The sequence below is a fragment of the Hymenobacter saemangeumensis genome, assembly GCF_039541835.1.
Taxonomy (GTDB): domain Bacteria; phylum Bacteroidota; class Bacteroidia; order Cytophagales; family Hymenobacteraceae; genus Hymenobacter; species Hymenobacter saemangeumensis.
The window spans coordinates 85552-110435 of sequence record NZ_BAABGZ010000078.1; the positions used below are offsets into that span (position 1 = coordinate 85552).

General features: G+C 63.1%; 21 protein-coding genes and 1 pseudogene. 16 read left to right on the top strand and 6 right to left on the bottom strand.

Going from position 1 to position 24884, the window contains the following annotated elements:
• Window positions 1-53: 53 nt before the first annotated feature.
• Window positions 54-2588, top strand: coding sequence for a toprim domain-containing protein (locus tag ABD919_RS20335; protein ID WP_345237911.1), 2535 nt, complete (start codon window positions 54-56; stop codon window positions 2586-2588).
• 45 nt (window positions 2589-2633) lie between these two features.
• Here ABD919_RS20335 and ABD919_RS20340 read toward each other — a convergent pair whose 3' ends face one another.
• The 5 genes and pseudogenes from ABD919_RS20340 to ABD919_RS20360 all read right to left on the bottom strand — a co-directional run bounded on the left by ABD919_RS20340 (window position 2634) and on the right by ABD919_RS20360 (window position 7519).
• Window positions 2634-3314 carry a hypothetical protein gene (locus ABD919_RS20340; protein WP_345237912.1) on the bottom strand — a complete coding sequence of 227 codons (681 nt, stop codon included), beginning with the start codon at window positions 3312-3314 and terminating at the stop codon, window positions 2634-2636.
• Window positions 3315-3399: 85 nt separating this feature from the next.
• Window positions 3400-4587: a Y-family DNA polymerase gene (locus ABD919_RS20345; RefSeq protein ID WP_345237936.1), complete on the bottom strand. Its 1188-nt coding sequence runs from the start codon at window positions 4585-4587 to the stop codon at window positions 3400-3402.
• 68 nt (window positions 4588-4655) lie between these two features.
• Window positions 4656-6380: a group II intron reverse transcriptase/maturase gene (gene ltrA / locus ABD919_RS20350; RefSeq protein WP_345237913.1), complete on the bottom strand. Its 1725-nt coding sequence runs from the start codon at window positions 6378-6380 to the stop codon at window positions 4656-4658.
• Between the two features lie 558 nt (window positions 6381-6938).
• Window positions 6939-7049: pseudogene (locus ABD919_RS20355) on the bottom strand (Y-family DNA polymerase); the annotation flags it as partial.
• Window positions 7050-7051: 2 nt separating this feature from the next.
• Entirely contained in the window at window positions 7052-7519 is a 468-nt protein-coding gene (locus ABD919_RS20360; protein WP_345237915.1) for a LexA family protein, read from the bottom strand.
• A 395-nt stretch (window positions 7520-7914) separates the two neighbouring features.
• On the opposite strand from ABD919_RS20360, the gene ABD919_RS20365 reads away from it, so the two are divergent.
• The 11 genes from ABD919_RS20365 (at window position 7915) to ABD919_RS20415 (ending at window position 17243) form a co-directional block, all read left to right on the top strand.
• Window positions 7915-8919 carry an ArdC family protein gene (locus ABD919_RS20365; protein ID WP_345237916.1) on the top strand — a complete coding sequence of 335 codons (1005 nt, stop codon included), beginning with the start codon at window positions 7915-7917 and terminating at the stop codon, window positions 8917-8919.
• A gap of 82 nt (window positions 8920-9001) precedes the next feature.
• A complete protein-coding gene (locus tag ABD919_RS20370; protein ID WP_345237917.1) occupies window positions 9002-9292 on the top strand; it encodes a hypothetical protein in 291 nt (96 codons plus the stop codon).
• A 34-nt stretch (window positions 9293-9326) separates the two neighbouring features.
• A complete protein-coding gene (locus ABD919_RS20375) occupies window positions 9327-9656 on the top strand; it encodes a hypothetical protein (protein WP_345237918.1) in 330 nt (109 codons plus the stop codon).
• A 45-nt stretch (window positions 9657-9701) separates the two neighbouring features.
• Window positions 9702-10091 carry a hypothetical protein gene (locus ABD919_RS20380; RefSeq protein ID WP_345237919.1) on the top strand — a complete coding sequence of 130 codons (390 nt, stop codon included), beginning with the start codon at window positions 9702-9704 and terminating at the stop codon, window positions 10089-10091.
• 245 nt (window positions 10092-10336) lie between these two features.
• Window positions 10337-10939 (top strand): hypothetical protein, encoded by a 603-nt coding sequence (locus tag ABD919_RS20385; protein WP_345237920.1) that lies wholly within the window; start codon window positions 10337-10339, stop codon window positions 10937-10939.
• A gap of 83 nt (window positions 10940-11022) precedes the next feature.
• Window positions 11023-11295 carry a hypothetical protein gene (locus ABD919_RS20390; RefSeq protein WP_345237921.1) on the top strand — a complete coding sequence of 91 codons (273 nt, stop codon included), beginning with the start codon at window positions 11023-11025 and terminating at the stop codon, window positions 11293-11295.
• A gap of 68 nt (window positions 11296-11363) precedes the next feature.
• Window positions 11364-11651, top strand: coding sequence for a hypothetical protein (locus ABD919_RS20395; RefSeq protein WP_345237922.1), 288 nt, complete (start codon window positions 11364-11366; stop codon window positions 11649-11651).
• 119 nt (window positions 11652-11770) lie between these two features.
• Window positions 11771-15058, top strand: coding sequence for a PAS domain-containing sensor histidine kinase (locus tag ABD919_RS20400; RefSeq protein WP_345237923.1), 3288 nt, complete (start codon window positions 11771-11773; stop codon window positions 15056-15058).
• 5 nt (window positions 15059-15063) lie between these two features.
• Window positions 15064-15489: a response regulator gene (locus tag ABD919_RS20405; RefSeq protein WP_345237924.1), complete on the top strand. Its 426-nt coding sequence runs from the start codon at window positions 15064-15066 to the stop codon at window positions 15487-15489.
• Between the two features lie 66 nt (window positions 15490-15555).
• Window positions 15556-16734 carry a PAS domain-containing sensor histidine kinase gene (locus ABD919_RS20410; protein ID WP_345237925.1) on the top strand — a complete coding sequence of 393 codons (1179 nt, stop codon included), beginning with the start codon at window positions 15556-15558 and terminating at the stop codon, window positions 16732-16734.
• An 89-nt stretch (window positions 16735-16823) separates the two neighbouring features.
• On the top strand, window positions 16824-17243 hold the full coding sequence (locus ABD919_RS20415) for a response regulator (RefSeq protein WP_345237926.1): 420 nt from the start codon (window positions 16824-16826) through the stop codon (window positions 17241-17243).
• 352 nt (window positions 17244-17595) lie between these two features.
• Here the strand turns inward: ABD919_RS20415 and ABD919_RS20420 are convergent, their stop codons facing one another.
• Window positions 17596-17916: a HipA domain-containing protein gene (locus ABD919_RS20420; RefSeq protein ID WP_425556424.1), complete on the bottom strand. Its 321-nt coding sequence runs from the start codon at window positions 17914-17916 to the stop codon at window positions 17596-17598.
• Window positions 17917-18126: 210 nt separating this feature from the next.
• Here ABD919_RS20420 and ABD919_RS24030 point away from each other — a divergent pair, with 210 nt between their 5' ends.
• The 4 genes from ABD919_RS24030 (at window position 18127) to ABD919_RS20440 (ending at window position 24482) form a co-directional block, all read left to right on the top strand.
• Window positions 18127-18360 carry an integrase core domain-containing protein gene (locus tag ABD919_RS24030; protein WP_425556425.1) on the top strand — a complete coding sequence of 78 codons (234 nt, stop codon included), beginning with the start codon at window positions 18127-18129 and terminating at the stop codon, window positions 18358-18360.
• A gap of 154 nt (window positions 18361-18514) precedes the next feature.
• Window positions 18515-19861, top strand: coding sequence for a T9SS type A sorting domain-containing protein (locus ABD919_RS20430; RefSeq protein ID WP_345237928.1), 1347 nt, complete (start codon window positions 18515-18517; stop codon window positions 19859-19861).
• A gap of 78 nt (window positions 19862-19939) precedes the next feature.
• Window positions 19940-22330, top strand: coding sequence for a S8 family serine peptidase (locus ABD919_RS20435; RefSeq protein WP_345237929.1), 2391 nt, complete (start codon window positions 19940-19942; stop codon window positions 22328-22330).
• Between the two features lie 394 nt (window positions 22331-22724).
• The gene (locus ABD919_RS20440; protein ID WP_345237930.1) at window positions 22725-24482 is read left to right on the top strand and encodes a T9SS type A sorting domain-containing protein; all 1758 of its coding nucleotides are present in this window, start codon (window positions 22725-22727) and stop codon (window positions 24480-24482) included.
• Window positions 24483-24884 lie beyond the last annotated feature (402 nt).

Below are 24884 nucleotides of genomic sequence, written 5' to 3' on the forward strand. Positions count from 1 at the left end.
CGGGCGTTGGCAAGGAGGTGGAGCTGTCCGGCTCCACTATTCCAGCCCACTCCATGAATGCACCCCGGGAAAACGACCCCACCGAACTCGACCGCTTCAAGCGCGACATTGACCTGGTTGACTACGCCCAGCGCCAGGGCTACACCATTAAGAAGGAAAGCCGCCGCGGCGACTGGCACCACCTGGTCCGAGACGAGGAGCACCTCGTCGTCACTCGCAAGGGCGACCACCAAGTGTATTTGAACACCGGCGACGACCGCGACGCGGGCTCCATCATCGACTTTGCCAAGACGAGAGGCGGCGACGGCCACGGCCTCAACCTGGGCCAGGTGCGCCAGCAGCTGCGCGAGTACCTCGACGGGGCACCTGCTCCGGCCCGGGTGTATGCCACCCCACCCGATAACGCCCGCCTAAGTAATCTGCCTGTGGGCGACCCGGAGCAGGCCCGGCAGGCCGAGGAGGAACGCCGCACCCGCCTGATTTCCGAAGTGCTGGGCGTCAAGAAGGAACTGACCGACCGCAGCTACCTGCACGGGCGCGGCATTACCGATGAAACGCTTGACAGCCCGGCCTTTCAGGGACGCATCTTCACCGCGCAGCAGAACGAGCACAAGAACACGGCTTTTCCGCTTTACAACGAGCACGGGCTGGCCAGCGTGGAGCAGAAAAACGAGCACTACAAAAGCCTGCTGCCGCTGCCTAAAAACGGTATCTGGGTGTCGCACCCCACCGACGGCAAGGACACGCCGGTGGAGCGCGTGGTGGTGAGCGAGTCGGCCATCGATTCGCTGTCTCACTTCCAGCTCAAGCACAGCCAGGACCCAAAAAACACGCTCTACATTGCCACCAGTGGCACGCCCACCGAGGCCCAGATTGCCCTAATTCAGCGGGTCATCGACAAGCAGGCCCCGCAGGAGGTAGTGCTGGCCAACGACCGTGACGCCGGCGGGCGGCAGTTCAACATCAACTACCTCAACGAACTGCAGCCGGCCCGGCCGCTGGTGCCCGTGGCCGAGCAGGAAGCCTATCGAGAGGCCTCACGGCCGGTGGAGTGGCACGCCACCAGCGACAAGTACCATACGAGCCTGAAGGTGACTTTTCACCACGACTCGGCCGAGCAGGGCGCAGCCCAGGTGCAGCAGCTTAGCGAGCGGGTGGAGAAAATCAACAGCACTCAGGAGGCGGGTCCTTCGCTCGCGGTGGAAGTACAGCGCAGCACCGAGCAGGCCACCATCGTGCGCCTGACCGTGGCCCGCGCCGACACCGCCCAGCTCGAAGTCGTGGCCCAGGAACTCTACCGCCAGCGCGAGCAGCTGCGTGCCGAAGCCGAGCGCCAGCAGGAAAGCTTTTTGCGGGTGGACTACCCGCTGGCCAAGGACTTCAACAAGGAACTGGAGTACACGAATCAAGGGCTGAGTGCTGAGCAAATCCGGGCGGCGGCCCAGCGCGAGGAGCAGCAGCGCGAGTCGGAGCGTCAGCAGCGGCTGGCTGAGGTCCAGCGTCAGGAGCGGCAGCAGCGGGCCCTGGAGCGGGAGGCCCAGCGGGCGCGGGAAAACAGCCCCGAAGCCCAGCAGGAACGCGAGCAGGACGACAAGCGCTTTACCCAGGCCGTGCTGGGAGCGGCTGCCGACGCAGACCGGCCCACCCGCTCCTACCGCAGTGAGCAGGAAGCCCGCGAGCAAACCGCACAGTTCACCCACCTCAAAGACGCCGGCGTAGTACTGTTGCGCGACTGGATGCACGACAATCCTCCGCCTACCGGCCGCAATGCGCGCGAAGAGGAGTCGCTCGTCAGTCAGAACCAACGCCCGACTCGGGCGGAACGCGAAGCAATTGCAGCAGTTGGGGACGAGAAGGTGGCTACGTGGCGCGTCGACGAGCTTATGCCCAACACAACCGGCCGGGCTGAAGCCTGGAGGGCGATTCTGGAAAGCGACGGTTACATCCGTACAAGTGAGGTGCGCAGCACGGTGGATGAGCAGGGCATCCGCCGGGCGGAGTTCGACATGCACTACCGGAACGACCAGCGCGAGATTGCCCTGATTCACGCCATTATCACCAACACCAGTGCCCGCGCGGCAGCCGGCAACCAGAAGTACGCTGGCATCAGCATTAGCGAAAGCGAGGACGACCAGGCCACACGCCGGCAGGCAGCTATCCAGGCCGAACTGCAGCCGCGCAACAGCCATATCCGTCAGCAAGCACCCCCAGAAGCGGAGGTGGCAGGCCATGCTGAGGAGCGGCCTATTGGCGTGGAAAAGAAGGTTCTGATTGAAGTAACCGAGACGGTACCTGCTCCCGGGACGCGCGGACAGGCTGAAGCGGTGCAGGATGCCGTGGAGGCCAGTGGCGCGAAGGTTGGCGAAGTGCACAGCAGCACCGACGAGCACGGCCGGCGTCATTCGGAAATGCTGGTTTCCTACCGGACCGACCAGCCCGAGTTGGGGCGCATCAGCCAGACACTCGATGCCATTGCGCAGCAGCCCGGTAGCGAGGTGAACGAGCACAGCCGTGACCGAGGGGAGCGTCACGAGGCGGCCAGCCGTAGTTTAGAGGCTAAGCCGCCAGTTCAGCAGTTGGAGCGGTAAAGTTGGCAGACGCCGGGTTATTGGCCGGCAGAGGGGGGCAGGTGGCTAGAGTTTGCGCCTGCGGCGTTTGCTGACCGGCGCTGGGGTGTACACCGGTGGCGCGGGGCGTGGCGGCCCGTACTGCGTGCGTAAGTGGTCCTCGATACCATAATCTCCCAACTCGATTTTCTGCCCGTAATTGAGCTTGCCCTCGAAGAGTGCCTGGTCTTCCAGGTAAGCCAGGTGCTGGTTGTAGATGCCGTTTTTCAGGTGCACCGTGATGCACACCTTCTCCTCCTCGTACTCGTGCTCGATTTTATACACGTAGTAGCGTGAACTGCCGGTGATGCCCGCCAGAAACGGCAGGTAGATGGTGTCGCCTACGCGCGGCGTGACAGCCAGCCGGCACTGAAAAGTCCGGTAGTCGCGGAAGCCGGGCGCGCAAAACAGGTGCACCACCTGGGTGAATTGCAGCACGTCGGGGCTTTCCTCAATGGCCGTCATGAAATCCCCGTGGAGCGTTTCAATCAGCTTGCGCAGCTTCCCGGCAGTAAGGCCCAGTTTCTCCTGCAGCACCCTGCTGGCTGGGTAGGGCCAGAGCATGGTTTGAATTTCGTCGATGAGCGGGTCGTATTCCTTGCCCTGCCCGCGAAGCTTGGCCAGCCCGGAGCGGGCCGAGGTAAGGTCTGAGAGCATATCCCGCACCCGCAACGGGTCCTTAGGACGCTCCTGATAGCTTTTTCCCATGGCGGTAGTAGGTTAAAGTCTGCTGCTTAACTACTAAAATATGCGTTGGGACATTCTGAACAGGCTAGAAAAATAGAGGAACCGGTTACCCCACCATGAGCAAATCTTCCAGACGGGTCGTGTACTGCGGCGTGCGCCATTGGGCCTGGCCTTCCCAGGGTGCCCGCACTTGGCCAGGAGGCAGTACCAGCGAGGCGAGTTTTACCGTGCCTTTGCCAAAGCGACGGTTCAGCGCATCGAGCTCGGCCATGAGCTTTACCCGCTTCTCCGAAACCGGCGCGGCTTCAAATAGGGTGAGCTGGGTTTGTCCTTCCGGTTCCAGACCGTCGAGTATCACCCCCGCCTTGGTGTAGCGGTTGCCGGGCTGCCAGAGTCGCTTGAGCGCCGCCCGCGCAAACCGCACCAGCTCCACGGTGTCGTTGGTGGCCACGGGCAGGGTGAGCACCGCGGAGGCCGAATACGGCGGGGCTTCCAGCCCGTAGCGGCTCTTGCTCAGAAACACCGTCATCAGGTGGGCCGCGTCGCCCTGCCGGCGCAGCTTTTCGGCCGCCCGCGAGGCAAACGCGCTGACGGCGCCCGTGACATCGGGGAAATCCGTCAGCGGCCGGCCAAAGGTGCGCGAGCAGCACAGGCTGCGCCGGGAGAGCGTGCCGTCCTCGCTCGGTGCCAGACCCTGGCAGGGAAAGCCCTGCAGCTCCCGCACGAGCCGGGCGCCGACTACCCCGCCCAGGTGCTTGCGGGCAAAAGCCTCGGAGGAGCCGGCCAGTCCGGCCGCGGTCGTGATGCCAGCGGCGTAGAGCTTCTGGGCGTACTGCCGGCCGATGCCCCAGACATCTTCCACGGCCACTTGCTCCAGCGCCCAGCTACGCCGCTCCTCGGAATCGAGGTAGCATACGCCGCCCATGGCCGGGTTTTTCTTGGCCAGACGGTTGGCCAGCTTGGCCAGGGTTTTGGTGGGCGCGATGCCGATGCAGGTAGGAATGCCGGTGCGGGCCAGCACGTTGGCGCGTACGCTGCGGGCAAAGATGTCGAGGCTGCTGACCACGAAAGGCTCCATGCCGTGCAAATCCAGAAAGGCTTCGTCAATGGAGTACACTTCCACGGTGGGCGCCACCTGGCTTAAATACCACATCACCCGGCGCGACATGTCCCCGTAGAGCGCGTAGTTGCTCGAAAACACGGCTACCTGGTGCTGCTCCAGCAGGGGTTTTACCTGAAAGTAGGGGTCGCCCATCTGCAGGCCCAGGGCCTTGGCCTCGGCGCTCCGGGATATGAGGTTATGGTCAGCCGGGGAATCGCTCCCCCGGCTGCCACTTCAGAACCGTGCGTGAGACTTTCACCTCACACGGCTCCTCGTTGTGTACCGCTACCGCGGGCTGCCACGCTGCCGTCCTGCTTCGTCTTCTGGTGGTGACAATGCCGGTGCAGCAGCTGTAGATTCGTCCACTCCTCCTTCCCGCCGCGTATTCGGGGTACGCGGTGGTCCTTTTCGAGTACGTCCGTGTCCGTGAAGCACAGGTGGCACCAGGCGCAGCGTCCGGCTTGCTGCTTGAGCAGCAGGCAGGTGCGCCGGTCCAGGCCGTGGTACTGCCGCAGCCGGGTGCCCCAGTACGGCCAGTCCCCGTCAAAGGGGGAGCGGATGCCCGCGACCTTGACGTGGCGCTGGATGCGGGTGAAGCTGTGGTAGCGGAGCTGCACCCCGGCCGGGGTGGCAAAGTTCCAGCTGCCCTGCTCCAACCGCCAGTACTTGCGCACGATGCGACGGCGGTGCTTGCCGCCGTGCCGGCGCATGGCCCAACGGCGCAGGCCGTGGTAGAGCACGTAGTCCATGCGGGAAAAGACGTCTTTGGCCACCACACCGGCGTAGTACTGGCTCCAGCCCCGGATGACCGGGTTTAGCTCCCGAATCAGCGCCTGCTGGGGCGAGGCCCGTTGCCGAAACAGGATGTCCCGCAGCCGCTGGCTGTGCCGCTGCTGCGCCGTGCGCGAGGGTTTGATTAACGTCTTGAAGCCCAACAGGTGGCTCCGTGGGTCCTTGCCCGAATGGGTCCGTCCCACCGCGAACTGCCGCACGGTGGTGCCCAGGAAATCGAAGCCCGCCGGGTGCCCGGCCGTGGCGTGCAGCGTGTGCACCAGCCGGGTTTTGGCGGGCTTCATGACCAGTCCCAACTGCGCCAACCAGTCCGTCAGCAACTGCTGACACGCTTCCACCACGGCTTGGTCTTCGTGGAGGACCACGAAGTCGTCGGCGTAGCGGATGAGCGTGACGGGCGTGCTGACGCGGGTGGGGCTGATACGCCGCCGACGAAAGTGCGTCTGCACCAGCGTTTCCATGCCGTGGAGGGCGATGTTGGCCAGCAGCGGCGAGATAACCCCGCCTTGCGGGGTACCGGCCTCCACCGACTCAAACACGTCGCCCTCCAGCACCCCGGCCCGGAGCCAGCCCTTGAGCAGGCGGCGAAACAGGGGCATGGTCTCCACCTTGGCCAGGAGCCGTTGGTGGTCGATGCGGTCAAAACACTTCTCGATGTCGGCATCCAGTACCCACTTGGCCCGCTGGTTGATGCAGTTAAAGATGGCGGCCAGGGCGTCATGCGCCGACCGGCCGGGCCGGAAGCCGTAGCTGTTGGGCTCGAACCGGGCTTCCCACTCGGGTTCCAGCGCCAGCTTGACCAGGGCCTGCAAGGCCCGGTCGCGCATGACGGGAATGCCCAAGGGACGCTTTTCGGTCGAACCCGGCTTGGGAATCCAGACCCGCCGCAGCGGCTTGGCCGCCCACCGGAACGAGAGCCGACGGCTGAGCCGCAGGCGCTGCTTGTCGGCGAGCGACTTCACCCCGTCGATGCCGGCGGTGCGTTTGCCCTGGTTGTCCTGGGTGACTTTGCGGACGGCCAGGAGTTTGGCCGCCCGGGACTTACTCAGTAGTTTTTGGAGTTGGCGCACCTGCCGGGTATCGCCCCGGCGGCTGGCCTGGTAAATGCGTTTTTGCAGTCTGAAAACCGTGCGCTGGAGCTTCTTCCAGGGCAGGGTTTTCCATTCATCCATCTGCGGCGTCACAGTGTCCATCGTCTTGACTGTTACTGGCTTCATTTACCGATACACAACGGGCGCAAGTGGGCATATCCGCCGGCTTTCCCGGCGGCGTTGGCTTCTTGCGCCATCCTGCCCCGAACCGGCGTGTAGCCGGCGGCCCACTGCCGAAGCAGAGCCGGTTCGGGGTTTCCCTGTTCCATCTGCCTGTTTCACGAAAGCGTAGCGTCCCACTCTTTCACCGGGTTGTGCTGCGAATGAGCGGCCTCGGTCGGTCATGCAATACCGAGGCCCGACAACCAGTCCCTTTTGGGCAAGCTTTTCATACTGGCTAAGCTTGTTCAACGTAACGATGATGCATGGATTCAGAAGGTCTTACGCCTACTTTCACACTCGCGGGGATGGCCGGCCAGTCTCCGACGTACCCGCTTTCTTTCCCGCTTCACCTGCCGGGTTGCCACGCCGGACCAGTGGGGAAAGCGTTTTCGCCCGCTCACCAGGGCGGCAGCGAATCGAACGCTGCACCAGACAGATAGTTATTCTTTAGCCTGAGCTAAAGAACGCCTGCTTAGTTAGTTCACAGGCAACAGGTCGCACACAGCCGTCGTTATTGGACAACACCACGACGGGCCGGCCTTCGAGCCGGGGCTGAAAAACCCGCTCGCAGCTCACGTAAAAGTTGTTGGCGTCGACGAGGGCGTACATGGCTAGTCGCGGGTGCGCAGCAGGGCCGCGAGCTTGCCGGGAATGAGCTCATGCAGCACGTGGGTCACCACGCCCCAGATTTTAACATCCCCGGCGTCGTGAATCTCCCAGGCTTTGTAGTCCGGGTTTTCCGGCTTGAGCCACCAGGTGCCGTGCTCGCAGACCAGGCGCTTGACGGTGCACTCGCCGTCGACCACGGCCACCACGATGTGGTTGTGGTCGGCTTCCATCTGCTTGTCCACGGCCAGCAGGTCGCCCTCGTGAATCTCGGCGTTTTTCATGCTCTCGCCGCTCACCCGCACCAAGTAGGTGGCGTCGGGGTGCCGCAAAAGCAGGCGGTTTAAATCGAAGAGCTCATCGGTATAATCTGAGGCCGGCGAAGGAAATCCGGCTGATACCGAACAGCTGAAAAGCGGCAGTAAAAACGGGTTTTGGGAGTCGTGGACGGGGATTAATTCGACGTTGCGCATGGGTGGTATAGAGTAGGCGGGTCCGCAATAATACGTGCTGCTAATAAAATTAGTAGCAAAAAAGCTAAAAATACTAGCTATCTGGATGCAGAGTGTGGCCTCATTTGAGCGATTATTGGCGCACCAGCCTGCCCAGCCCCAACGCCGGCCTTCCCAAAAAAAGGCCCGCGCCGGGGCGCCCCCGCTTATAAAAAGTGGTTTTTCCACTCATCAGCCTAAAAGCTGACCACTGGAAAGGAGTGCTTGATTAGAGCCAACTCCGCAAAGGGGCGGTGGGGAAAGAAGGTTGAATAAAAAGAGCAAAAAGATACAAAAAATAGCGCAAAATGTAAACTAAGGGGCAGCTGTTTACGTTTAATAGGTATAGCAAACGCTCACAAAAACAGCGCTTTATTATGAAAAAGACCCGCAAGCCCTCCGCCCGCCAAGCTGCCGCTGCTTCGGCCCCCCGCCCCGATGTGTACCAGATTGTAACCGACCGGATTGTGGCCGCCCTCGAAGGCGGCGTAATTCCATGGCGCAAGCCGTGGAACGCGGTGTACGGCCTGCCCCGCAACTACGCTACGGGTGCCGCTTACTCGGGCATCAACGCCTTTCTGCTGCACTTCAGCGGGGCCCTGCCCTTCTTTCTGACCTTCAAGCAGGCGCTGGCCTTAGGCGGCCACGTCCGCAAGGGCGCCAAGGGCTACCCGGTTGTTTACTACAACGTGTCGGTGCGTGAGAACGAGCAGACCGGCAAAGAGGAAAAGCTGCCTTTCCTGAAGTACTACACGGTGTTTTCGGTGGAAGACATTGAGGGCATCGAATTTGACTTGCCCGAGGTAGAGCGCCACGCCCATACCCCCATCGAGGCGGCCGAAGCCATCGTGTCCGGCTGGCAGGAGCGCCCCGCCATTGAGCACCTGCACCAGCGGGCCTACTACTCCCCGTCGCTGGATATGGTCAACATGCCCGCGCGGGACACCTTCACGACCGGCGAAGGCTACTACGCCACCCTCTTTCACGAGCTGACCCACAGCACCGGCCACGCCTCCCGGCTCAACCGCCCCGACCTGACCGCCGGCGAGGGCAAGCTCTCGGCCAGCTACGCCCGCGAGGAGCTGACGGCCGAGATGGGCGCTTCCTTCCTGTGCGCCGCGGCCGGCCTCGACACGGCCCAGACCGAGGAGAATGCCGTGGCCTACATCCAGACGTGGCTGGAGCGCCTGAAAAACGACAAGAAGCTGGTACTGCAGGCAGCCAGCAAGGCCCAGCGCGCCGCTAAGCTCATTCTGGGCGTGGTGGAGGAAGGCGAAGAAGTGCCGGCCCCCGCTCCTGCCCGCGTGCGGGAGCTGGTACCCGAGGATGCGGTAAGCCAGCAATACAGGGCCGCCGAGCTCAGCTGGCTAGCCGCTGCCTGATGCCAGGCAAGCGGGCAGCAGCACGCCCGCTGCTGCCCGCTGGGCCCGGCTTTTCTTCCATTTCTCACCCTACCGCCCCAATATGAACGCCGCCGAAGCCCCCGTTTTAGGTGATGCCGAGTGGAACCGCTACCGGGCCCGCGTCGTCGCGGCCCTCACCGACGTGGAAGCCGACATGCAGCAGCGCGGCTACGGCCTGAGCAGCGAAGGCCTCACGCTAGAAGTAGCCGAACGCCTGCCCGTGGGCGTGGCCACGGTGGAGGACTTCCAAGTGCTGGAAGCCCTGGTAAAGGCTCTGCGGCCCATTGCCCGCGAGGCCGTGCGCGCCACCCGCGAGGACCACGGCGGACAATTTGCCCTGCTGCTGGTCTGAAATCAATTCCTGCCTCACCCCCAGCCCCCCCTTTATGCCTACTCCCCAGGATTTAACCGTCGGCGAGGCCGTGCTCTACCCCCGCGAGCAGGCCGTGGGCCTGATTTACGAAGTCTACGAGCGCGGCCCGGGCGTCCGGCCCGGCGTGCAGGTGCTGCTCAGCGACGGGCGCGACCTGAGTGGCTTCAGCGCCGAAGAGGCCGACGAGTTCCTGCAGCCTGTGGGCCACACGGGCCTGGCGTATGCCTTTACCCACGTGGGCCAGCTGCACGCCGACTACCACCGCGGCCACTTCGCCGAGGCCTTTGCCACGGCGCGGCTGCTGGCCGGCTTCCGGCACATTCGCTACTTGGACGCCAAATAAGCCACCCGCTTAATTCCGCCTTCCCTCCTACCCTTTTGACCTCCCATGAATCAGCATCCCCAATCAGCCCCGCTCCCTGACCCTTTCCCGCCCCAGCAGGCCTACTTGGCCATTGAGCTAAAACCCGTCGACCCGGCCGAAAAGCGCCGGCTGGCGGCCCTGCGCCGCCACGTGCAGGCCCACACCCACACCACCGATTTGCGCGGGCTGGCGGGGGCGGTGAAGAAGCTGCTCGGGCCCGGCTACGATATTGGCTGCGGCAGCGCCCACATCTGGGTGCAGCGCACCGGGGAGGCTGCGCGCCTGGCCATCGTGGCCGACCGGCTCACGACCGCCTACCGCGACTGGTTTGAGCCGCCGTTTAAACCGGCACCCGGCACGAGCCGCAGTCCCCACCGGCGGCTGCCGGTGCCCGGAGCATCCCTTACTACTTGAGTGGCGCCTGCAGTAGGTTTTGCAGTGGGAAAAGCCTCACCCGGGCTTATAAAATCTATTACTTCCAAGCGCAACAGTCCAGGCAGGCTGTTGCGCTTTTTTATGCACTGACCAGCGGGGCCCTGGGGAATTAAGGCGGAATAAAAAGAGCAAAAAGATACATAAAATATATCTAAAAGAGAACGATGTAAACTGTTCAGACGTTTATGATACAGAAGCAAACAGCAATAAATCAGCTTAGTATCATGGAAAACGCCCCTTGCTCCACCCGCCCGCAGCCCCTGCTTGTTAGCCTGCACAGCACCGAGCTGGTAAGGCCCGAGGGGGTCAATTTCCCGCTCCCGCCCCGTCTGTTCCTGTACACGCAGCCCGGCCGGCGAACCCAAATTGTGGCCCTGTGCGGCACCACGGGCAAGCTCTTCCCGACCACGACCTATGACCGCGGACCGCTGCAGCTGGTAGGTGGCCGTCAGTACGCCACGCGGCAGGCCTTGGGCGAGCATTACCAGGCCCAGCACGCGGCTATGCTTCCTGCCGATGGAGCGGCCACGCTGCTGGGAGTAGACGGCAGCATCCGGGAGGTCCGGCCCGAGAAAGGCCGCAAAACGTTTGGCCTGGCCCAGCTGTGCGCGGCGCTGAAGGCCAGCTACATCGACGTGCACTGCCCGCAGCATGGCCCCTATAAGGGCTACATCCTGGTATTTGACGACGGGGGCAAAGACCGCCGGCGCCCCATCAACCCGCTGGCCACGGCCGCCTGGTTTGAAACTTACCCGCTGGAGCAGTACTCACCCGTGGACGTCGTGGCCGGCCCAGTGCTGCTGATGAAGTCCGGCCTGATGCGCTAGCGCCAATTGCCGCCGCTCCGCTACCGGGGCGGCGGCTTGAGCTCCCCGTCCCCGATTGCTGCCGGCCCGCTAAAGACCTGCTTATGCCCGTCATTCCCCGTGCTTCAAGGGTGACTTTATCGGAGGCACGCCCTTCCGAGCTGGACGCGCTGCGGGCGGAACTTCGCTGTATTCTGCAGCACCCGGCCATCGCGCCTTGGCGGCGGCAGGCGGCCGAGCCGTTTATTGGCCAGTGCAGCGAGCCTGCCCGGCTCCGGCACTGGCTGGCGCTGGCCGTGGCCGAATGCGGGCGCTGGGAAGAACGGACGCTGGCTGAGGAAGGCAACTGGAAAAATGAGGATGGGCTGCCGGGCTGACTACCGCGTAGAAGGGTTACTTTACGCACTTTGTTCTGTGCCTTTTTAGCCTTTCTGTGATGCCTAAAATGCCTGCCCCCACCGTTTCCTTTACCGAGCCCCTGACCAGCCCGCCGCGCGTGCACCGGGCCGGCACCCTGGCCGAGCTGCTGGAGGCAGCCGGCACGCGAAAGCGCATTGTGGAGGCCTGGGGCGTGTCGGCCCGCACTTACGACACGCGCAAGCGCAGCCCCGGTACCTGCACCGTGGGCGAGCTGCAGCAGCTGGCGCGGGTGCTCCAGGTATCCGAGGAAGAGCTGTTTGCCGTGGTGCGGGCCCAGGCGCACGCTACCGGCAACCCCGAAGCTTTGCCGTAAGCTACATAAGCAGAGCCGGAGCCGGCGTAGCAACGCTGGCCACCGGTTACTCAAACCTGTTTACCTAATCCAAGCCCAGGCCCTTCCCCGCCAGCTGCCCGAACGATACTCTTGTCCTGATGTCTACACCCCTGCTCGCGGCCGACCTGCTGCTCGTCTTCAACGCCCAGCCCGGCGCCACGCTCCTGCTCTCGCCAGCGTGGGTGATAGTGGGCGCCAGCGACGACTACCTGGCCGCCACCCTCACCGAGCGGGACGTCATCGTTGGGCAGCACATCTTCGACGCCTTTCCCGACAACCCCGACGCGCCCGAGGCCGACGGCGTGGCCAACGTGCGCGCCTCGCTGCAGCAAGTGCTGACCACCAAGCAGCCGCACGACATGGCCCCCCAGCACTACGACGTGCCCGACCGCGCCCGGCCCGGCCACTTCGTGGAGCGCCACTGGAAGCCGCGCCACACGCCCGTACTCGATGCGCAAGGGGAGGTGCAGTTCATCATCCAGTCCGTGCAAGACATCACGGAAGGCGTGCTGGCCGAGCGGCAGCTGCGCGACAGCCAGGCCGCCGAGCAAGTCGCCCGCACCGAGGCGGACGTCCAGCGCCAGCGCTTCTACGAGGTGCTGCTGCAGCTGCCCGCCCACGTGGCCGTGCACGAGGGCCCCGACCAAGTGTTTACCTTCGTGAACCCCGGCTACCAGCGCATCGCCAACGGGCGCGCCCTGCTCGGCCACCCCATTCGCACGGTCTGGCCCGAGCTGGCCGACCACGGCATCCTCGACATTTTCGAGCGGGTGTACCACACCGGCGAACCGTTCACCGCGGCCGGGCTGCCGGTTCAGGCCGATTTCACGCGCACCGGCAAGCTGGAGGAGGTGTACTACGATTTCTTCTTCCTGGCTTTGCGCGACGCCCAGGGCCAGATTACCGGGGTGTTGAATTTCTCCTACGACGTCACGAGCGCCGTGCGGGCCCGCCAGCAGGTGGAGCAGCTCAACCAGGAGCTCGAAGCCCGCGTGCAGGAGCGCACCCGCGAGGCCGAGCGCCAGCGCCGGCAGTGGGAGCAGCTGTTCCTACGCGTGCCGGCCGCCGTCTGCATCTTCGACGGCCCGGAGTGGGTGTACGAGTTTGTCAACCCCGGCTACCAGGCCATGTTTCCCGGCCGCGCCTTGCTGGGCAAGCCCCTGCTCGACGCCCTGCCCGAGCTGCACGGCCAGCCCCTGGTGGGCATTCTGCGCCATGTCTACGATACGGGCGAGCCGTTCCAGGAATCCGAGGTGCTCGTGCCGCTGGCCCGGCACGAGGGCGGCCCCATCGAGGATATTTACTTCGACCTGACCTACCTGGCCCGCTACGACGAGCACGGCCAAATTGACGGCTTCGTGACCTACGCCCACGACGTGAGTGAGCAGGTGCGGGCCCGCCAGGAGCGCGAAGCCCTGCAGGCCGAGCGGCTGGCCGCCGCCGAGCGCCGCGCCCGGGAGCGCGAGGACCTGTACCAGGTGTTCGAGCAGGCGCCCGTGGTGGTGGCCCTGCTGCGCGGGCCCGAGCATTTCTTCCACTACCGCAACCCCGCGTTCCAGGCCCTGTTCCCGGGCCGGGCCCTCACCGGCCGGCTCTACGCCGAGGCCATGCCCGAAATCGTGGCCGCCGGCCTCCTGCCCGAGCTCGACTGCGTGTACGCTACCGGTCAGCCCTACTTCGGCACCGCCGTGCCCTTCGTCACCACCCCGCCCGACGGCTCGGCGCCCCACGAGCGCTACTACGATTTCAGCTACGAACCCTACCGGGAAAGCGGTGCCATCGTGGGCGTCTCCATTTTTGCCTACGACGTGACCGAGCAGACGCGCGCCCAGCAGGAGCGCGAGGCCGAGCGCCAACAGCTGCACAAGCTCTTCATGGAAGCCCCGGCCCCCATCGTCATCCTCGACGGGCCGACGTTGGTGTATCAGCTCGTCAACCCGGCCTACCAGCGCATCTTTCCCGGCCGCGCCTTGCTGGGCAAGCCCCTGCTCGACGCCCTGCCCGAAATGCGAGGCATCCCCTTGCTCGACGACTTGCAGCACACCTACGACACCGGCGAAACCCTCATGGCCCAGGAGCTGCCGCTGATGATGGCCCGGCACGACGGCGCCCCCTTAGAGGAAATCTACTGGACCTTCACCTACCAGGCGCGCCGCAACGCCCGGGGTGAAACCGACGGCGTGCTGGTCTTTGCCCACGAAGTGACCGACCAGGTACAGGCCCGGCGCGTGGTGGAAGCCCGGGAAACCTCGTTTCAGCTGATGGCCGACAATGCCCCAGCCATGCTCTGGGTCACCGACCCGGCCGGCGCCTGCACCTACCTCAACCAGCCCTGGTACGCCACCACCGGCCAAACCCCCGCCGAGGGCCTGGGCCTGGGCTGGACCACCGCCGTGCACCCGGACGACGCGGCCGGCGCCGGCGCCACGTTCCTGGCCGCCAACACCCGGCGCGAGCCCTTCAGTGTCCAGTTTCGGCTGCGGCACCGCGACGGCGCCTACCGCTGGGTCCTCGACCAGGGCCTGCCCCGTTTCGATGCCGCCGGTGCCTACGAGGGCATGGTGGGCGCCGTGGTGGACGTGCACGAGCAGAAGCTGGCCGAACTGGCCCTCCAGCGCCTGAGTGCGGAGCTGAGCACCGCCAACCAGCAGCTTACCCGCACCAACGTGGACCTTGACAATTTCATCTACACGGCCTCGCACGACCTCAAAGCCCCCATCTCCAACATCGAGGGCCTGCTCTACCTGCTGCAGGAGGAGCTGCCCCCGGCCGTGGCCCAGGACCCAGAAGTCGGCCCCACGCTCACGCGCATGCTCGACGCCGTGGACCGCTTCAAGCGCACCATCGACCACCTCACCGAGGTGTCCAAGCTGCAAAAGGAGCACGCCCCGGCCGCCACCCTGGTCGACCTGGCCGCCGTGGTGGAGGACGTTCGCCAGGACCTGGCGCCGTTGCTGCAGGAAACCGGGGCCAAGCTCTTCATCGACGTATCCGCCGTGCTGCCCGTGCAATTCTCGGAAAAGAACCTGCGCTCGGTGGTCTACAACTTGCTCAGCAACGCGCTCAAGTACCGCTCGCCCGACCGCGCCCCCCGCGTCGACGTGCGCGGCCACGTGCGGGCCGGCCACACCGTGCTCGAAATCCACGACAACGGCCTGGGCCTAGCCGCCGACCAGCTGCCCAAGCTCTTTGGCATGTTCCAGCGCCTCCACGACCACGTCGAGGGCACCGGCATCGGCCTGTACATGGTCAAGCGCATGGTCGAAAACGCCGGTGGCCGCATCGAAGTGCATTCCCAGCTCGGGGCCGGCACCACGTTCTTCGTCTTCTTACCTCACGAGGGCCACGCCGCCAGCCAGCCCTTTCCCGCCTACCTCCCCGCCTAACCGCCATGGCCGCCATCTCCTGCACCCTGCTCGTCGACGACGACGACACCACCAACTTTCTCAACCAGAAGCTGCTCCGGCGAATGGGCATCAGCGACCAGGTGCTCGTGGCCGTTAACGGCCAGCAGGCCCTCGACCTGCTGCATCAGCACTGCGAGCAGCCCGCTTCGCCCACCTGCCCGGCCCTGATTCTGCTGGATATGAAAATGCCGCTGATGAACGGCTTCGAATTCCTGCAAGCCTACGCCCAAAGGCCCGAGCGCGAAAACCCCACCGTCGTCATCATCATGCTCACCACCTCCCTCAACCCCAACGACATAACCCAGATGCAGGGCCTGCCCATTGCTGGCTACCTCACCAAGCCCCTCACCCGCGACAAAGTTACGCAGGTGCTGCAGGACCACTTTGGCCAGCCCGTCCCCGCGCGCTAACCAACTCCCGGTAACTCGCAGTGCCCGCCGCTTTCGAGGTACCTTGCTTATCCGCACCCCCGTTTTATGCCCCAAGTACCTCTCCCCGAGCCGTCGAACACCGCTGCCGACGCGCAAGCCGCCTTGGCAGGCCAGCCCGCCGCTAACCGCCCGCCCCTCGACCCCTACGAGCAAAGCCAGGTGCGCTTCCGCACCGTGTTCGAAAACGCCCCGCTCGGCCAGAAAATCATCACCCCCGACCTGACCATCCGCCAAGCCAACCCCGCCGTGGCGGCCATGTTGGGCTGCACCCGCGCGGAAGAGCTGGTGGGCCGCAAAATTCTGGAGTTTTCCCACCCCGACCACCGCGCCGACTGGCAGGAGCTGCAGGAGCGCCTCTGGGAGCACAAACTGCCGGCCTTCACCCTCGAAACGTGCCTAGTGCGCTGCGACGGCTCCTCGTTCTGGTGCCGGGTGCACTCGGTACTCTTTCCCGACGAAGACGGCGAATTGGGTTACACCATCCTCGAGGACATTTCCGACCGCAAATCCCTCGAAGCGAAGCTCAAGCGCGTCTACGACGCCCAGGAAACCATCCTGCAGCTGGCCACCCACGACCTGAAGGGCCCCATCGCCCACATCGAGCTGCTCACCGACCTGCTGCAGCGCGAGCTCACCAGCCGGGCGGGCCAGGCCCCGCCGCCGCCCGAAATGGTGCACTACATCGGCCTTATTCAAGATGCTTGCGCCCACGCCCACAGCCTGCTGCAGGACGTGCTCTACATCGGCGACCTCGACGAAAACGGCCTGCAGAAGCGCCCCACCGATTTGCACGCCTACCTCACTGCCCAGCTGGAGCTGCACCGCCTCGCCGCCCAAAAGAAAGGCATCGCCCTGGTTCTGGACTTGCCCCCCACACCCCTGCAGGCCCGCCTGCACCCCGAGAAGTTTGGCCGCGTGTTCGACAACCTGCTCGGCAACGCCCTCAAGTTTACGCCCGCCGGCGGCACCGTCACGGTGGGCGTGCGTGCCCACGAGGGCAAAACGCTCCTCACGGTGCAGGACACCGGTATCGGCATCCCCAGCCGCCTCCACCACACCCTCTTCGACAAGTTCAACCCCACGCGCCGCGCCGGCCTGAACGGCGAGAAGACCACCGGCCTTGGCCTGTTCATTGCCAAGCAAATCGTGGAGCTCCACGGCGGTCACATATGGCTCGAAAGTCGCGAGAAAGAAGGCACTACCTTCTTTGTTGAATTAACCTGAAACGTGAGAATACGCTAGCTTTGCCCCGTCAGCGTGTTGGAACGTCCGTGCCGTCGTTCCAAGGCCCGATAGCTCGTGTTCCGCTTCCGATGATAAAACTCTCCAGCGTGCTGCTGGTCGACGACGACCCCCGCACCAACGACCTCAACGAACGCCTGCTCCAGCACCTCGGCGTGGCCGACCGCTACCTCGCCGTCAACGACGGCGTCGAGGCCCTGGCCGCCCTGGAAGACCTTGCCGCCGAGGCCCTCCCCAGTAGCCCCGTGCTGGTACTGCTCGACGTGAAGATGCCCGGCATGGATGGCATGGCTTTCGTCGAGGCTTACCAGAAACTGCCCGAGGAGCGCCAGCAGGCCGTGGTCATCGTCATGCACACCGCCTCCATGAGCTCCGTCGACCTGGGCCGCATCGAGGCCCTGCCCATTGCCGGCCTCGTCAGCAAGCCCCTTACCAAGGAAAAGCTCGACACCATCCTGCAACTGCATTTTCAGCGCCACTTTCCGGCCTAGTCCCGACTCTAAACGCCCGCATAAACCCAAACCTACCACGAGCGGACTATCTGGCCCGCTCGTTTCGTTTTCAAGTGGCTGGCCACACCCGGCCACGTGCTGCTTCTTTCATATCCTTGGCCTTTGTTAAAAGTTTGGTACAAAAGTTAATCGCCAGCCTGTACCAGAAGGCTTGGGTGGTTCATCGGCAGGCTAAAATCCGCCTCATGGGTAGCCTGTTACAGCTGGTAGGGGTTCTTCTTCCTCAGGGGCGGATTTACACGCCAAGCATGTAAATCCGCCCCTGAGGAAGAAGAACCCCTTATAGCAGCCACTTCCAATTGCACGGGCCGGTCGCAGTTCTTGCTGGTTTTTACCGCACGGCCTCAAAAGCCCCCGCCATCAGCTCCTGCTCGGTGCGCGAGAGCTGATACCGGCTCGCCACGTCCGGCCACTGCCGCACCGCGGCCACGACCTGCGCGAGCACGGCTTCGGCCTGCATGGCTGACAGGCGGAAGTAAGGCGCGACCTCCCGGGCCAGGTCGAGGTCCAGCGCATTGTCCGTTTCGGAGATGTTGAGTTTGAGGCCCTGCCCGTAGCGGATGGGGTTCAGGTCGAATGCCGGCGAGAGGCGCCACCCCCGGGGCGTGAGTAGAAAGCCGTGGTTGCGCAGGTGGTCGTCGGTGTTGGACACGCAGATGTTGAAGACGATGCGCCGCCAGAGCTCCGTGGGGTCCTCTCAGGAAACGGAAAAAATAGCACGTTAAGGAATTGAACCGGGCGCTTAGGACAAAACTCACTCGGCTTGCTTGCCCGCAGCCGCTTTGCGATGACTATGGCCTTGGTTAAAATTTTAGTCCAAAAATCGCATTTGGCGCGATAATATTCTGTCTGCCGGCAATCTATGGTCAGACGCAGCAAATGCTACGCCAACTCCCACGCCGAACCCTTTTGGAGCCACTTCAAGGTCAAATTGCTCGACGGCGGTCACTTCCATGACCTTGCCGAAGCCAAGCTCGAAGTCAGCCACCACATCGCCTGTAACAACGCCGAGCGCCGACATTCTGCCCTCGACTACTTAGCTCTCAACCAGTTCGTAATCCAACTCAACAACACGTCCTTGTTGTGTCTGGCTTAGCTAAACCACCTCAGTACTGTCACCAATCCGGCTAACTGATTAAATAGGGCCGCCCCACACTATTTGATGTTTTATCCAGTTCAAAAGATAATTAGTAAAATCCAGAAAAAGAACTTTGATTTGGCTGCCTGATTTGCTACACCTTTCTGATACTATGAAACCAAACTTTGCGCGGCTCGCCCTCTCAGCTTGGGCCAGCTTGCTGGGCCTGCTGCCCAGCGCCTATGGTCAGACGGTGAGCACCGTGGCTGGCACCGGCATGGCCGGAAACGTAAATGGCCCAGCCGCCGCCGCGCAATTCAACCAACCGTATGGCGTGGCCTCCGACAGCGCCGGCAACGTGTATGTGGCCGAGCCTAACCACCACCTTATTCGTAAAATCTCGCCCCAGGGCATGGTGAGCACCCTGGCGGGCAGCGGCTTTCCGGGGCACTACAACAGCCCCATCGGCACCGATGCCATTTTCTCCAGCCCGCAGGAAGTTATTGTAGCGCCCAACGGCGACCTGTTGATTTCCGACTCCAGCAACGGCAGTATCCGGCGCATCGATAAAAATACCGCTGCTGTGACTACGGTGGCCGGCACCGGGAGCAGCGGCTTCCTGGATGGGCCGGTCGGCCAGGCCCGCTTTCGTACCCCTGTCGGGCTGAGCGTGGACCAAAGCGGCAACTTGTACGTTGCCGACGCGGATGCTTACCGCCTTCGCAAGGTGGCTGGGGGAGTCGTCAGTACCGTGGCCGGCAGCGGGGTGCGTGGGCACTTGGACGGCCCCGCCGGCAACGCCCGCTTCTGGGGCCCGACGGGCCTGGCGACCGACACCAGTGGCAACGTGTACATCGCTGATTACGTCGGCAATCGGATTCGCAAGTTTGACCCCCTAACCAATACCGTGAGCACCCTTGCCGGGAACGGCACTGCCGGCTACGTGGACGGTCCACTTAGCATGGCCCGCTTGTCTCGCCCCCTGCGGCTGGCTTACAGCACGCTTGAAAACACGCTATACGTACTGGAACAGGGTAATAATCTGGTACGGAAAATAAACCTTAGCACATCAACTGTCAGTACGGTGGCTGGCAGTGGGCAGCCTGGATTTGCCGACGGGCCCTCCCTGACGGCGCAGTTCGACCAGCCCTCTGGTCTGGCGCTGGACGGTACAGGAGCACTTCTGATTGGCGACACCAATAACCACCGCATCCGGCGCGTGAGCGGCCTGGTGCTGGCGACCCGGGCGCCCACGGCGCAGTTGGCTCTGGCCCCGGAACTGTGGCCCAACCCGAGCCCTGGGCAAAGCACCCTGCGGTATTACTTGCCCACCGGTGGGCGGGTCACCTACACCCTGCTGGACCTGGCTGGCCGGGTGGTGCAGCACGTGCCGCTGGGCTGGCAGGCTGCCGGCTGGCATACCTGCCCGGTTTCTACACCAGGTGCTGCGGCCGGAGCCTACCTGCTGCGGCTACGCACCCCCGCCGGCACGGGCACATGCAAGCTACTGGTGCAATGAGTGTTAAACAAAGATTTCATCCGTTTCCAATTTCACCTTACCCCCTTTTTGCTCATGAGGCAGCTTTACCGCCATCTTTTGCTCTTAGCCCTCGCGCTGGGCAGCAGTACCCATGCCCTGCACGCGCAGGAGCGTTCCTATGAAGCCGTGCTGGATGAAAAGGGCACCCCCCTGCGCGTCAAACACGAAATCATCGTGCGCTTCGACCCGCTCCATGTGAACGGGTTTGCCATTGACAATCCAACCAAAGTAACCGGAGCACTAATAGATTTTGTGGACGGGGGTACCGTGGAGCAATTGTCCTCACTGGTGGGCCAGGACTTGTCCGCAGTATCCACGTTCAAGATTTTTCGCAACCTGACTACCCTTGATACCCTTTCCATCGGCCGTGACAACGTGCCCGTACGCATCCCGCCCCTGTGGTCGGCATTTGTACTACGGCTACCCAACTGGCTGGATGAGCAAACCGTGTGCGACAACCTGAACCAGGCCAGCGGTCTGGTCATTTACGCGCACTTCAATTTCATAGCCCAGCCAGCGTCTACCAACCCGCCCTGGCCGAAGACCCACGACCCTTTCTATGTGACAAACCAGGCCAGTCTTCACGCCACGGCAACCTACCCCGAGCCAACTGATGTTGCGAACCGCTTTCACGTGAATGTAGAGCCGGCCTGGCAATACGTACCCTTCGGAATCTCCACTATTAAAGTCGGCATCATGGATACGGGCATCGACGGCGGCCATCCCGATTTGGGGGATGGCACCACCGCCGGCTCGCGTGTGCGTGGGGGATGGGATTACGTAAACCAACAGCCCTTCACCCTTAACTCAGATACTTGGCAAGGCGACGCCAGAACGAGCGGCGGCTTCTTCTGGGGGCACGGCACCCAGTGTGCCGGTATCATCGGGGCGCTTCGTAACAACCAGGTAAGCGGTGGGACCACCTACGTAGGAGTAGCAGGCATTGCCAGCGGCGTGAGCCTCTACTCGCTGCGCATATTCGGCAATAGCCCCAGCGACCCTCTGTGGAACTCATCAGTCCCAAGCAGTGCTTTCGCGGGCATGGACCGGGCCGCCGAAGGGATTCTGGACGCCGCCCTGAACACGGGCCGCGCCCGCAACTATGGGGTGCATGTAATGAACCACAGCTGGACCGCGCCCTCCAGCACTTCTAACCTAACCTTATTAGAAGAGGCCGTCAAGACCGCTTATTCCAATAAAGTGGTAATGGTAACGGCCCGGGGCAATGCTGGTAACAACGCTGCTTTATTCCCGTCCTTTTACCCGGAAGTAATCAGCGTGAGCGCCACCGGAAGCAACGGAAATATAAAAACCTCCACCAATGGCTCCGGCCCCGACGATTTGTACGGTAGCAGCTATGGCCCGGATGTAGACCTGGCCGCACCCGGCACGCACGCGCTGGTGTACACCACCCAAACCCGCTACCGACCCAGTGGTACGCCTCCGCCTGCTGTTCCCTACGACGTGTTTAATGGCACTTCGGCCGCCGCACCACACGTAGCCGGTGCGGCAGCGCTGCTGCTTAGCTACCACAGCACGAAGCCTTCCCCCCAAACGCTGCACCCCGAGGACGTATTGGAAGTGTTGAAAAAAACCGCACGACCCAAAACGGTCAGCCCTTATTCCGGAATATCCGTCAGCGACCTGTACGGCGCGGGCCTGCTGGACGTGGGCAAGGCAATACAGTGGACCCGAGGCGGCTATCAGCTCCACCAGCTGGCAGGCACCGACGCCGCCAATGCCACGCGCACTACGATAGCCACCGGAGTTAAGCTGATACTTGCAAATCGCGTAGGCATGCTCAACGCGGAAACCTACACCGGTGACGTCATTCGCTCTGTCGTGACTGCCTCGCACAACGTGGGCCACTTGACCATCAAAGGGGCCTGGGCCCGTAACAGTGCGTCGGTTCCTTATGGGATACGGCCAAGTTTCGTGATTGGACCAGATACTTATTATCCAGTCTTCCCTTACCCAGGCATAACGCTCTCCGCTCCTACTACCACCTCGGCAACCCTGACGGGCTACTTCTACCATTTCACTAGCGGTCCACTCGGTCCGCTTGATGTGTGGCTGCCTTATAATCCGAATGTGACCAGCAATGACTACGCCTACACGGTCTGGACGAGCGACCCCTACCATTTCGAATTTCGGACGGCGCCCGGCGATGAACCCGGCACAGCCGGCGCAAGTACGTCGGCGCGGACCTACCCGAACCCAAGTAGCCGCGAGGCCTGGGTCGATTTCGGGGCGCAAGCCAGTGGAGAGCAGGCCCGACTGGAGCTGCAAACGCTTGCCGGCCAAACGGTGGCGGCATGGCAGCACACCGCCACCGCAGCCGGACGGCAAACCGAGCAGCTACCGCTGGCTAAGCTGCCGACGGGGCTGTACCTGTGTCGTGTAACGACGCCCAGCGGGGTGAGCGTCGTACGCATTGTGAAGGAATAAGCCGTGTAGCTCACCGGCTTGCGGCGCTCCCGGGAAAGTAGATGAGTTGTCGGGCCCAGGTTTAATACCAGCCCCGACAACCCTCGCCGCCTGTCGAGTTGCCTGGCTGCCGCTCGCGCAATGTTTGTAATACCCGCGTGTGGCGTTGTTTTTGCTTGCCGCTTGCGCTCAGGGAAACGCCGTTTTGCTTGGCATTCGGTCTCACGGGCAAGCCACGAGACCCGCGGACAAGGCCTCATCCGCTTACCTGGAAATACGTTAACCAGGGTTGCCCAGAGTGGGTGGCATAGCTTCCTGACCCGCTTCGTACCAAGCCTTGTTGCCGGGCGTGTCGCACCGGAAAGCCTGCTTTTAGCAGGCTTTTCTTTATTACCCTACTTATTACCCGCTCCCTATGAAACCCTTCCCCTTTACTCCCTCTTATTTTGATTGCCGGGGCCTGCTGGTCGGGTTGCTGCTGTTGCTAGCCGGGCTGGGAGCCCGCGCCCAGGCCCCGGCCTGGCAGTTGGCCGTGGGCAACAACCCGGCCGACGGTCGCTGCTTTATCCACAAGACGGTCACTGACGCCACTGGCAACGTGTACGTGACCGGCGGATTTACCCAACAAATTACCCTGGGAAGTCATACCGTCACCAGCGCAGGCGGCACCGATGTGTTCGTAGGCAAGTGGAGCCCAGCGGCGAGTGACTTTGTCTGGGTCCAACGGGCCGGGGGACCGGCCGACGACCGCAGTTCTTCCCTGGCCGTGAATGGCGCGAACGTGTACCTGGGAGGTACTTTCGAAAGCGACACAGCCCGCTTCGGTAGTCTCTTTCTGGTGAATGAAACCCTGCCGGGCGCGCGGAATCGTACCGATGCCTACGTGGTCAAGCTCACCGACGCAGGCGGTGCTGCCGGCTTCGTGTGGGCGCAACGGGTTGGTGGGACCGAAAACGACGGGATATATGCACTGGCCGTGCGCGGCACGGATGTATACGTGGCGGGAATTTTTGACGGCGCCCGGCTCAACGTGGGCGGCAGCGTGCTGCTAAACGCCGGCAGCACCGACCTGTTTGTGGCCAAACTCAGCGACGCCGGCAGCACGGCCCGCTTCGAGTGGGCCCGGCAGGCCGGCGGTACGAGCTACGACATTCCAATCAGCTTGGCAGTAAGTGGTCCAAGCGTATATCTGGTGGGCTATTTTGCCAGCCCCACGGTGAGCTTCGGCAGCAGCAGCCTGACCAATACCATCGGTAACTCGTTTCTCCCCAATGCCTTCGTGGCCAAACTGACCGACGCGGGCGGCACGGCCAGCTTCGAGTGGGCCCGGCAGGTAGGAGGAATAGGAGTTCACGAGGGCACGGCCCTGGCAGTACAGGGCACGAGCGTATACATGGCCGGCATCTTCACGGGCTCCGCGGACTTTGGCGGCATTGCCCTAACGGCCTCAGGGGAGGACGTATTTTTAGCCAAGCTGACCGATGCTGGCGGCACGGCCAGCTTCGGCTGGGCCCGGCAAGCCGGCATTGCCAGCCCCAGCAACCGGGCCGCCGTTTCAGGCCTGGCTGTGAGCGGCACCAGCCTCTACGCGGCCGGTATGTTCTATAGCACGGCCGACTTTGGTGGCAATCCGCTGGTTAGTGCCGGGGAAGGCGACCTATTTGTGACCAAACTCAGCGACGCGGGCAACAGCGCCCGCTTTGAGTGGGCGCAGCGGGCCGGCGGCACGGGTCTGGATGTAGGTACGGGGCTTTCCCTGAGTGGGTCGCGGGTGTATGTGAATGGCTATTTCATGAGCCCCACGGCCACCTTCGGCAGCCATGCCCTTAGCGGTAACGGGACGTCGGGCAGAGCCTCTGCCTTCCTGGCCTCGCTGACCGACGCTACCATGACTGCCACAGCCACAACCCGGCCGGGTGACCAGTTGGAACTCTTTCCTAACCCCGCCCGTGCCGCCACTTCGATAGGGCTGCCGGCCGTGCCCGGCGGGGCCCTGGCCACGCTCACGCTCACCGATGCCCTGGGCCGCACCGTGAGCACGCACCCAGTACAGCTGCTCCCGCGTAGCTCATCCTTTGCTTTGCCTCTTATCGGCTTGGCCCCGGGGGTGTACTGGCTACGGGTACAGTCTACTGCTACCCAGGCCATGCAGCGTCTGGTAGTGCAGGAGTAAAGCTGGTTGCCCTGGCTTGTAATGGCGGCCGCATCTTGATTCCGCTTCACCTTCACTGCCACCTCTTCCACCGGCAAAAGGTAAGCGAGTAAGTACCAGCGGGCTTTATGCGCGCTTATTCCTCAATCCTTGCCAGGGGTTCTTGTTGCAAACGGGCGGATTTATACGCTAAGTGAACAATTGTTTGATTTTCACCCCACTGTAGACTCTTTTCTGATGCGCAATCAAAAAGGAATACTTTCTGACTAGGTCAACGCACCCTTTGGATTGCTTGGAATCGCCCTTTTTCGGCTTACTCTCTGGCTACCCTTTCTGATAACAGGGCTTAGCGTGTAAATCTGCCCGTTTGCAACAAGAACCCCTCTACAGATGGGACCTGAAACAACTGCTGGTTCAGGTACA

Excerpts from the sequence above, each read along its gene's own strand:
- ABD919_RS20410 (WP_345237925.1), top strand. The coding sequence starts at position 15,556 with ATGCCCCAAGTACCTCTCCCCGAGCCGTCGAACACCGCTGCCGACGCG.
- ABD919_RS20340 (WP_345237912.1), bottom strand. The coding sequence starts at position 3,314 with ATGGGAAAAAGCTATCAGGAGCGTCCTAAGGACCCGTTGCGGGTGCGG.
- ABD919_RS20395 (WP_345237922.1), top strand. The coding sequence starts at position 11,364 with ATGCCTGCCCCCACCGTTTCCTTTACCGAGCCCCTGACCAGCCCGCCG.
- ABD919_RS20390 (WP_345237921.1), top strand. The coding sequence starts at position 11,023 with ATGCCCGTCATTCCCCGTGCTTCAAGGGTGACTTTATCGGAGGCACGC.
- ABD919_RS20440 (WP_345237930.1), top strand. The coding sequence starts at position 22,725 with ATGAAACCCTTCCCCTTTACTCCCTCTTATTTTGATTGCCGGGGCCTG.
- ABD919_RS20430 (WP_345237928.1), top strand. The coding sequence starts at position 18,515 with ATGAAACCAAACTTTGCGCGGCTCGCCCTCTCAGCTTGGGCCAGCTTG.
- ABD919_RS20405 (WP_345237924.1), top strand. The coding sequence starts at position 15,064 with ATGGCCGCCATCTCCTGCACCCTGCTCGTCGACGACGACGACACCACC.
- ABD919_RS20360 (WP_345237915.1), bottom strand. The coding sequence starts at position 7,519 with ATGCGCAACGTCGAATTAATCCCCGTCCACGACTCCCAAAACCCGTTT.
- ltrA (WP_345237913.1), bottom strand. The coding sequence starts at position 6,380 with ATGGACACTGTGACGCCGCAGATGGATGAATGGAAAACCCTGCCCTGG.
- ABD919_RS20370 (WP_345237917.1), top strand. The coding sequence starts at position 9,002 with ATGAACGCCGCCGAAGCCCCCGTTTTAGGTGATGCCGAGTGGAACCGC.
- ABD919_RS20380 (WP_345237919.1), top strand. The coding sequence starts at position 9,702 with ATGAATCAGCATCCCCAATCAGCCCCGCTCCCTGACCCTTTCCCGCCC.
- ABD919_RS20375 (WP_345237918.1), top strand. The coding sequence starts at position 9,327 with ATGCCTACTCCCCAGGATTTAACCGTCGGCGAGGCCGTGCTCTACCCC.
- ABD919_RS20365 (WP_345237916.1), top strand. The coding sequence starts at position 7,915 with ATGAAAAAGACCCGCAAGCCCTCCGCCCGCCAAGCTGCCGCTGCTTCG.
- ABD919_RS20400 (WP_345237923.1), top strand. The coding sequence starts at position 11,771 with ATGTCTACACCCCTGCTCGCGGCCGACCTGCTGCTCGTCTTCAACGCC.
- ABD919_RS20415 (WP_345237926.1), top strand. The coding sequence starts at position 16,824 with ATGATAAAACTCTCCAGCGTGCTGCTGGTCGACGACGACCCCCGCACC.
- ABD919_RS20385 (WP_345237920.1), top strand. The coding sequence starts at position 10,337 with ATGGAAAACGCCCCTTGCTCCACCCGCCCGCAGCCCCTGCTTGTTAGC.
- ABD919_RS20335 (WP_345237911.1), top strand. The coding sequence starts at position 54 with ATGAATGCACCCCGGGAAAACGACCCCACCGAACTCGACCGCTTCAAG.
- ABD919_RS24030 (WP_425556425.1), top strand. The coding sequence starts at position 18,127 with ATGGTCAGACGCAGCAAATGCTACGCCAACTCCCACGCCGAACCCTTT.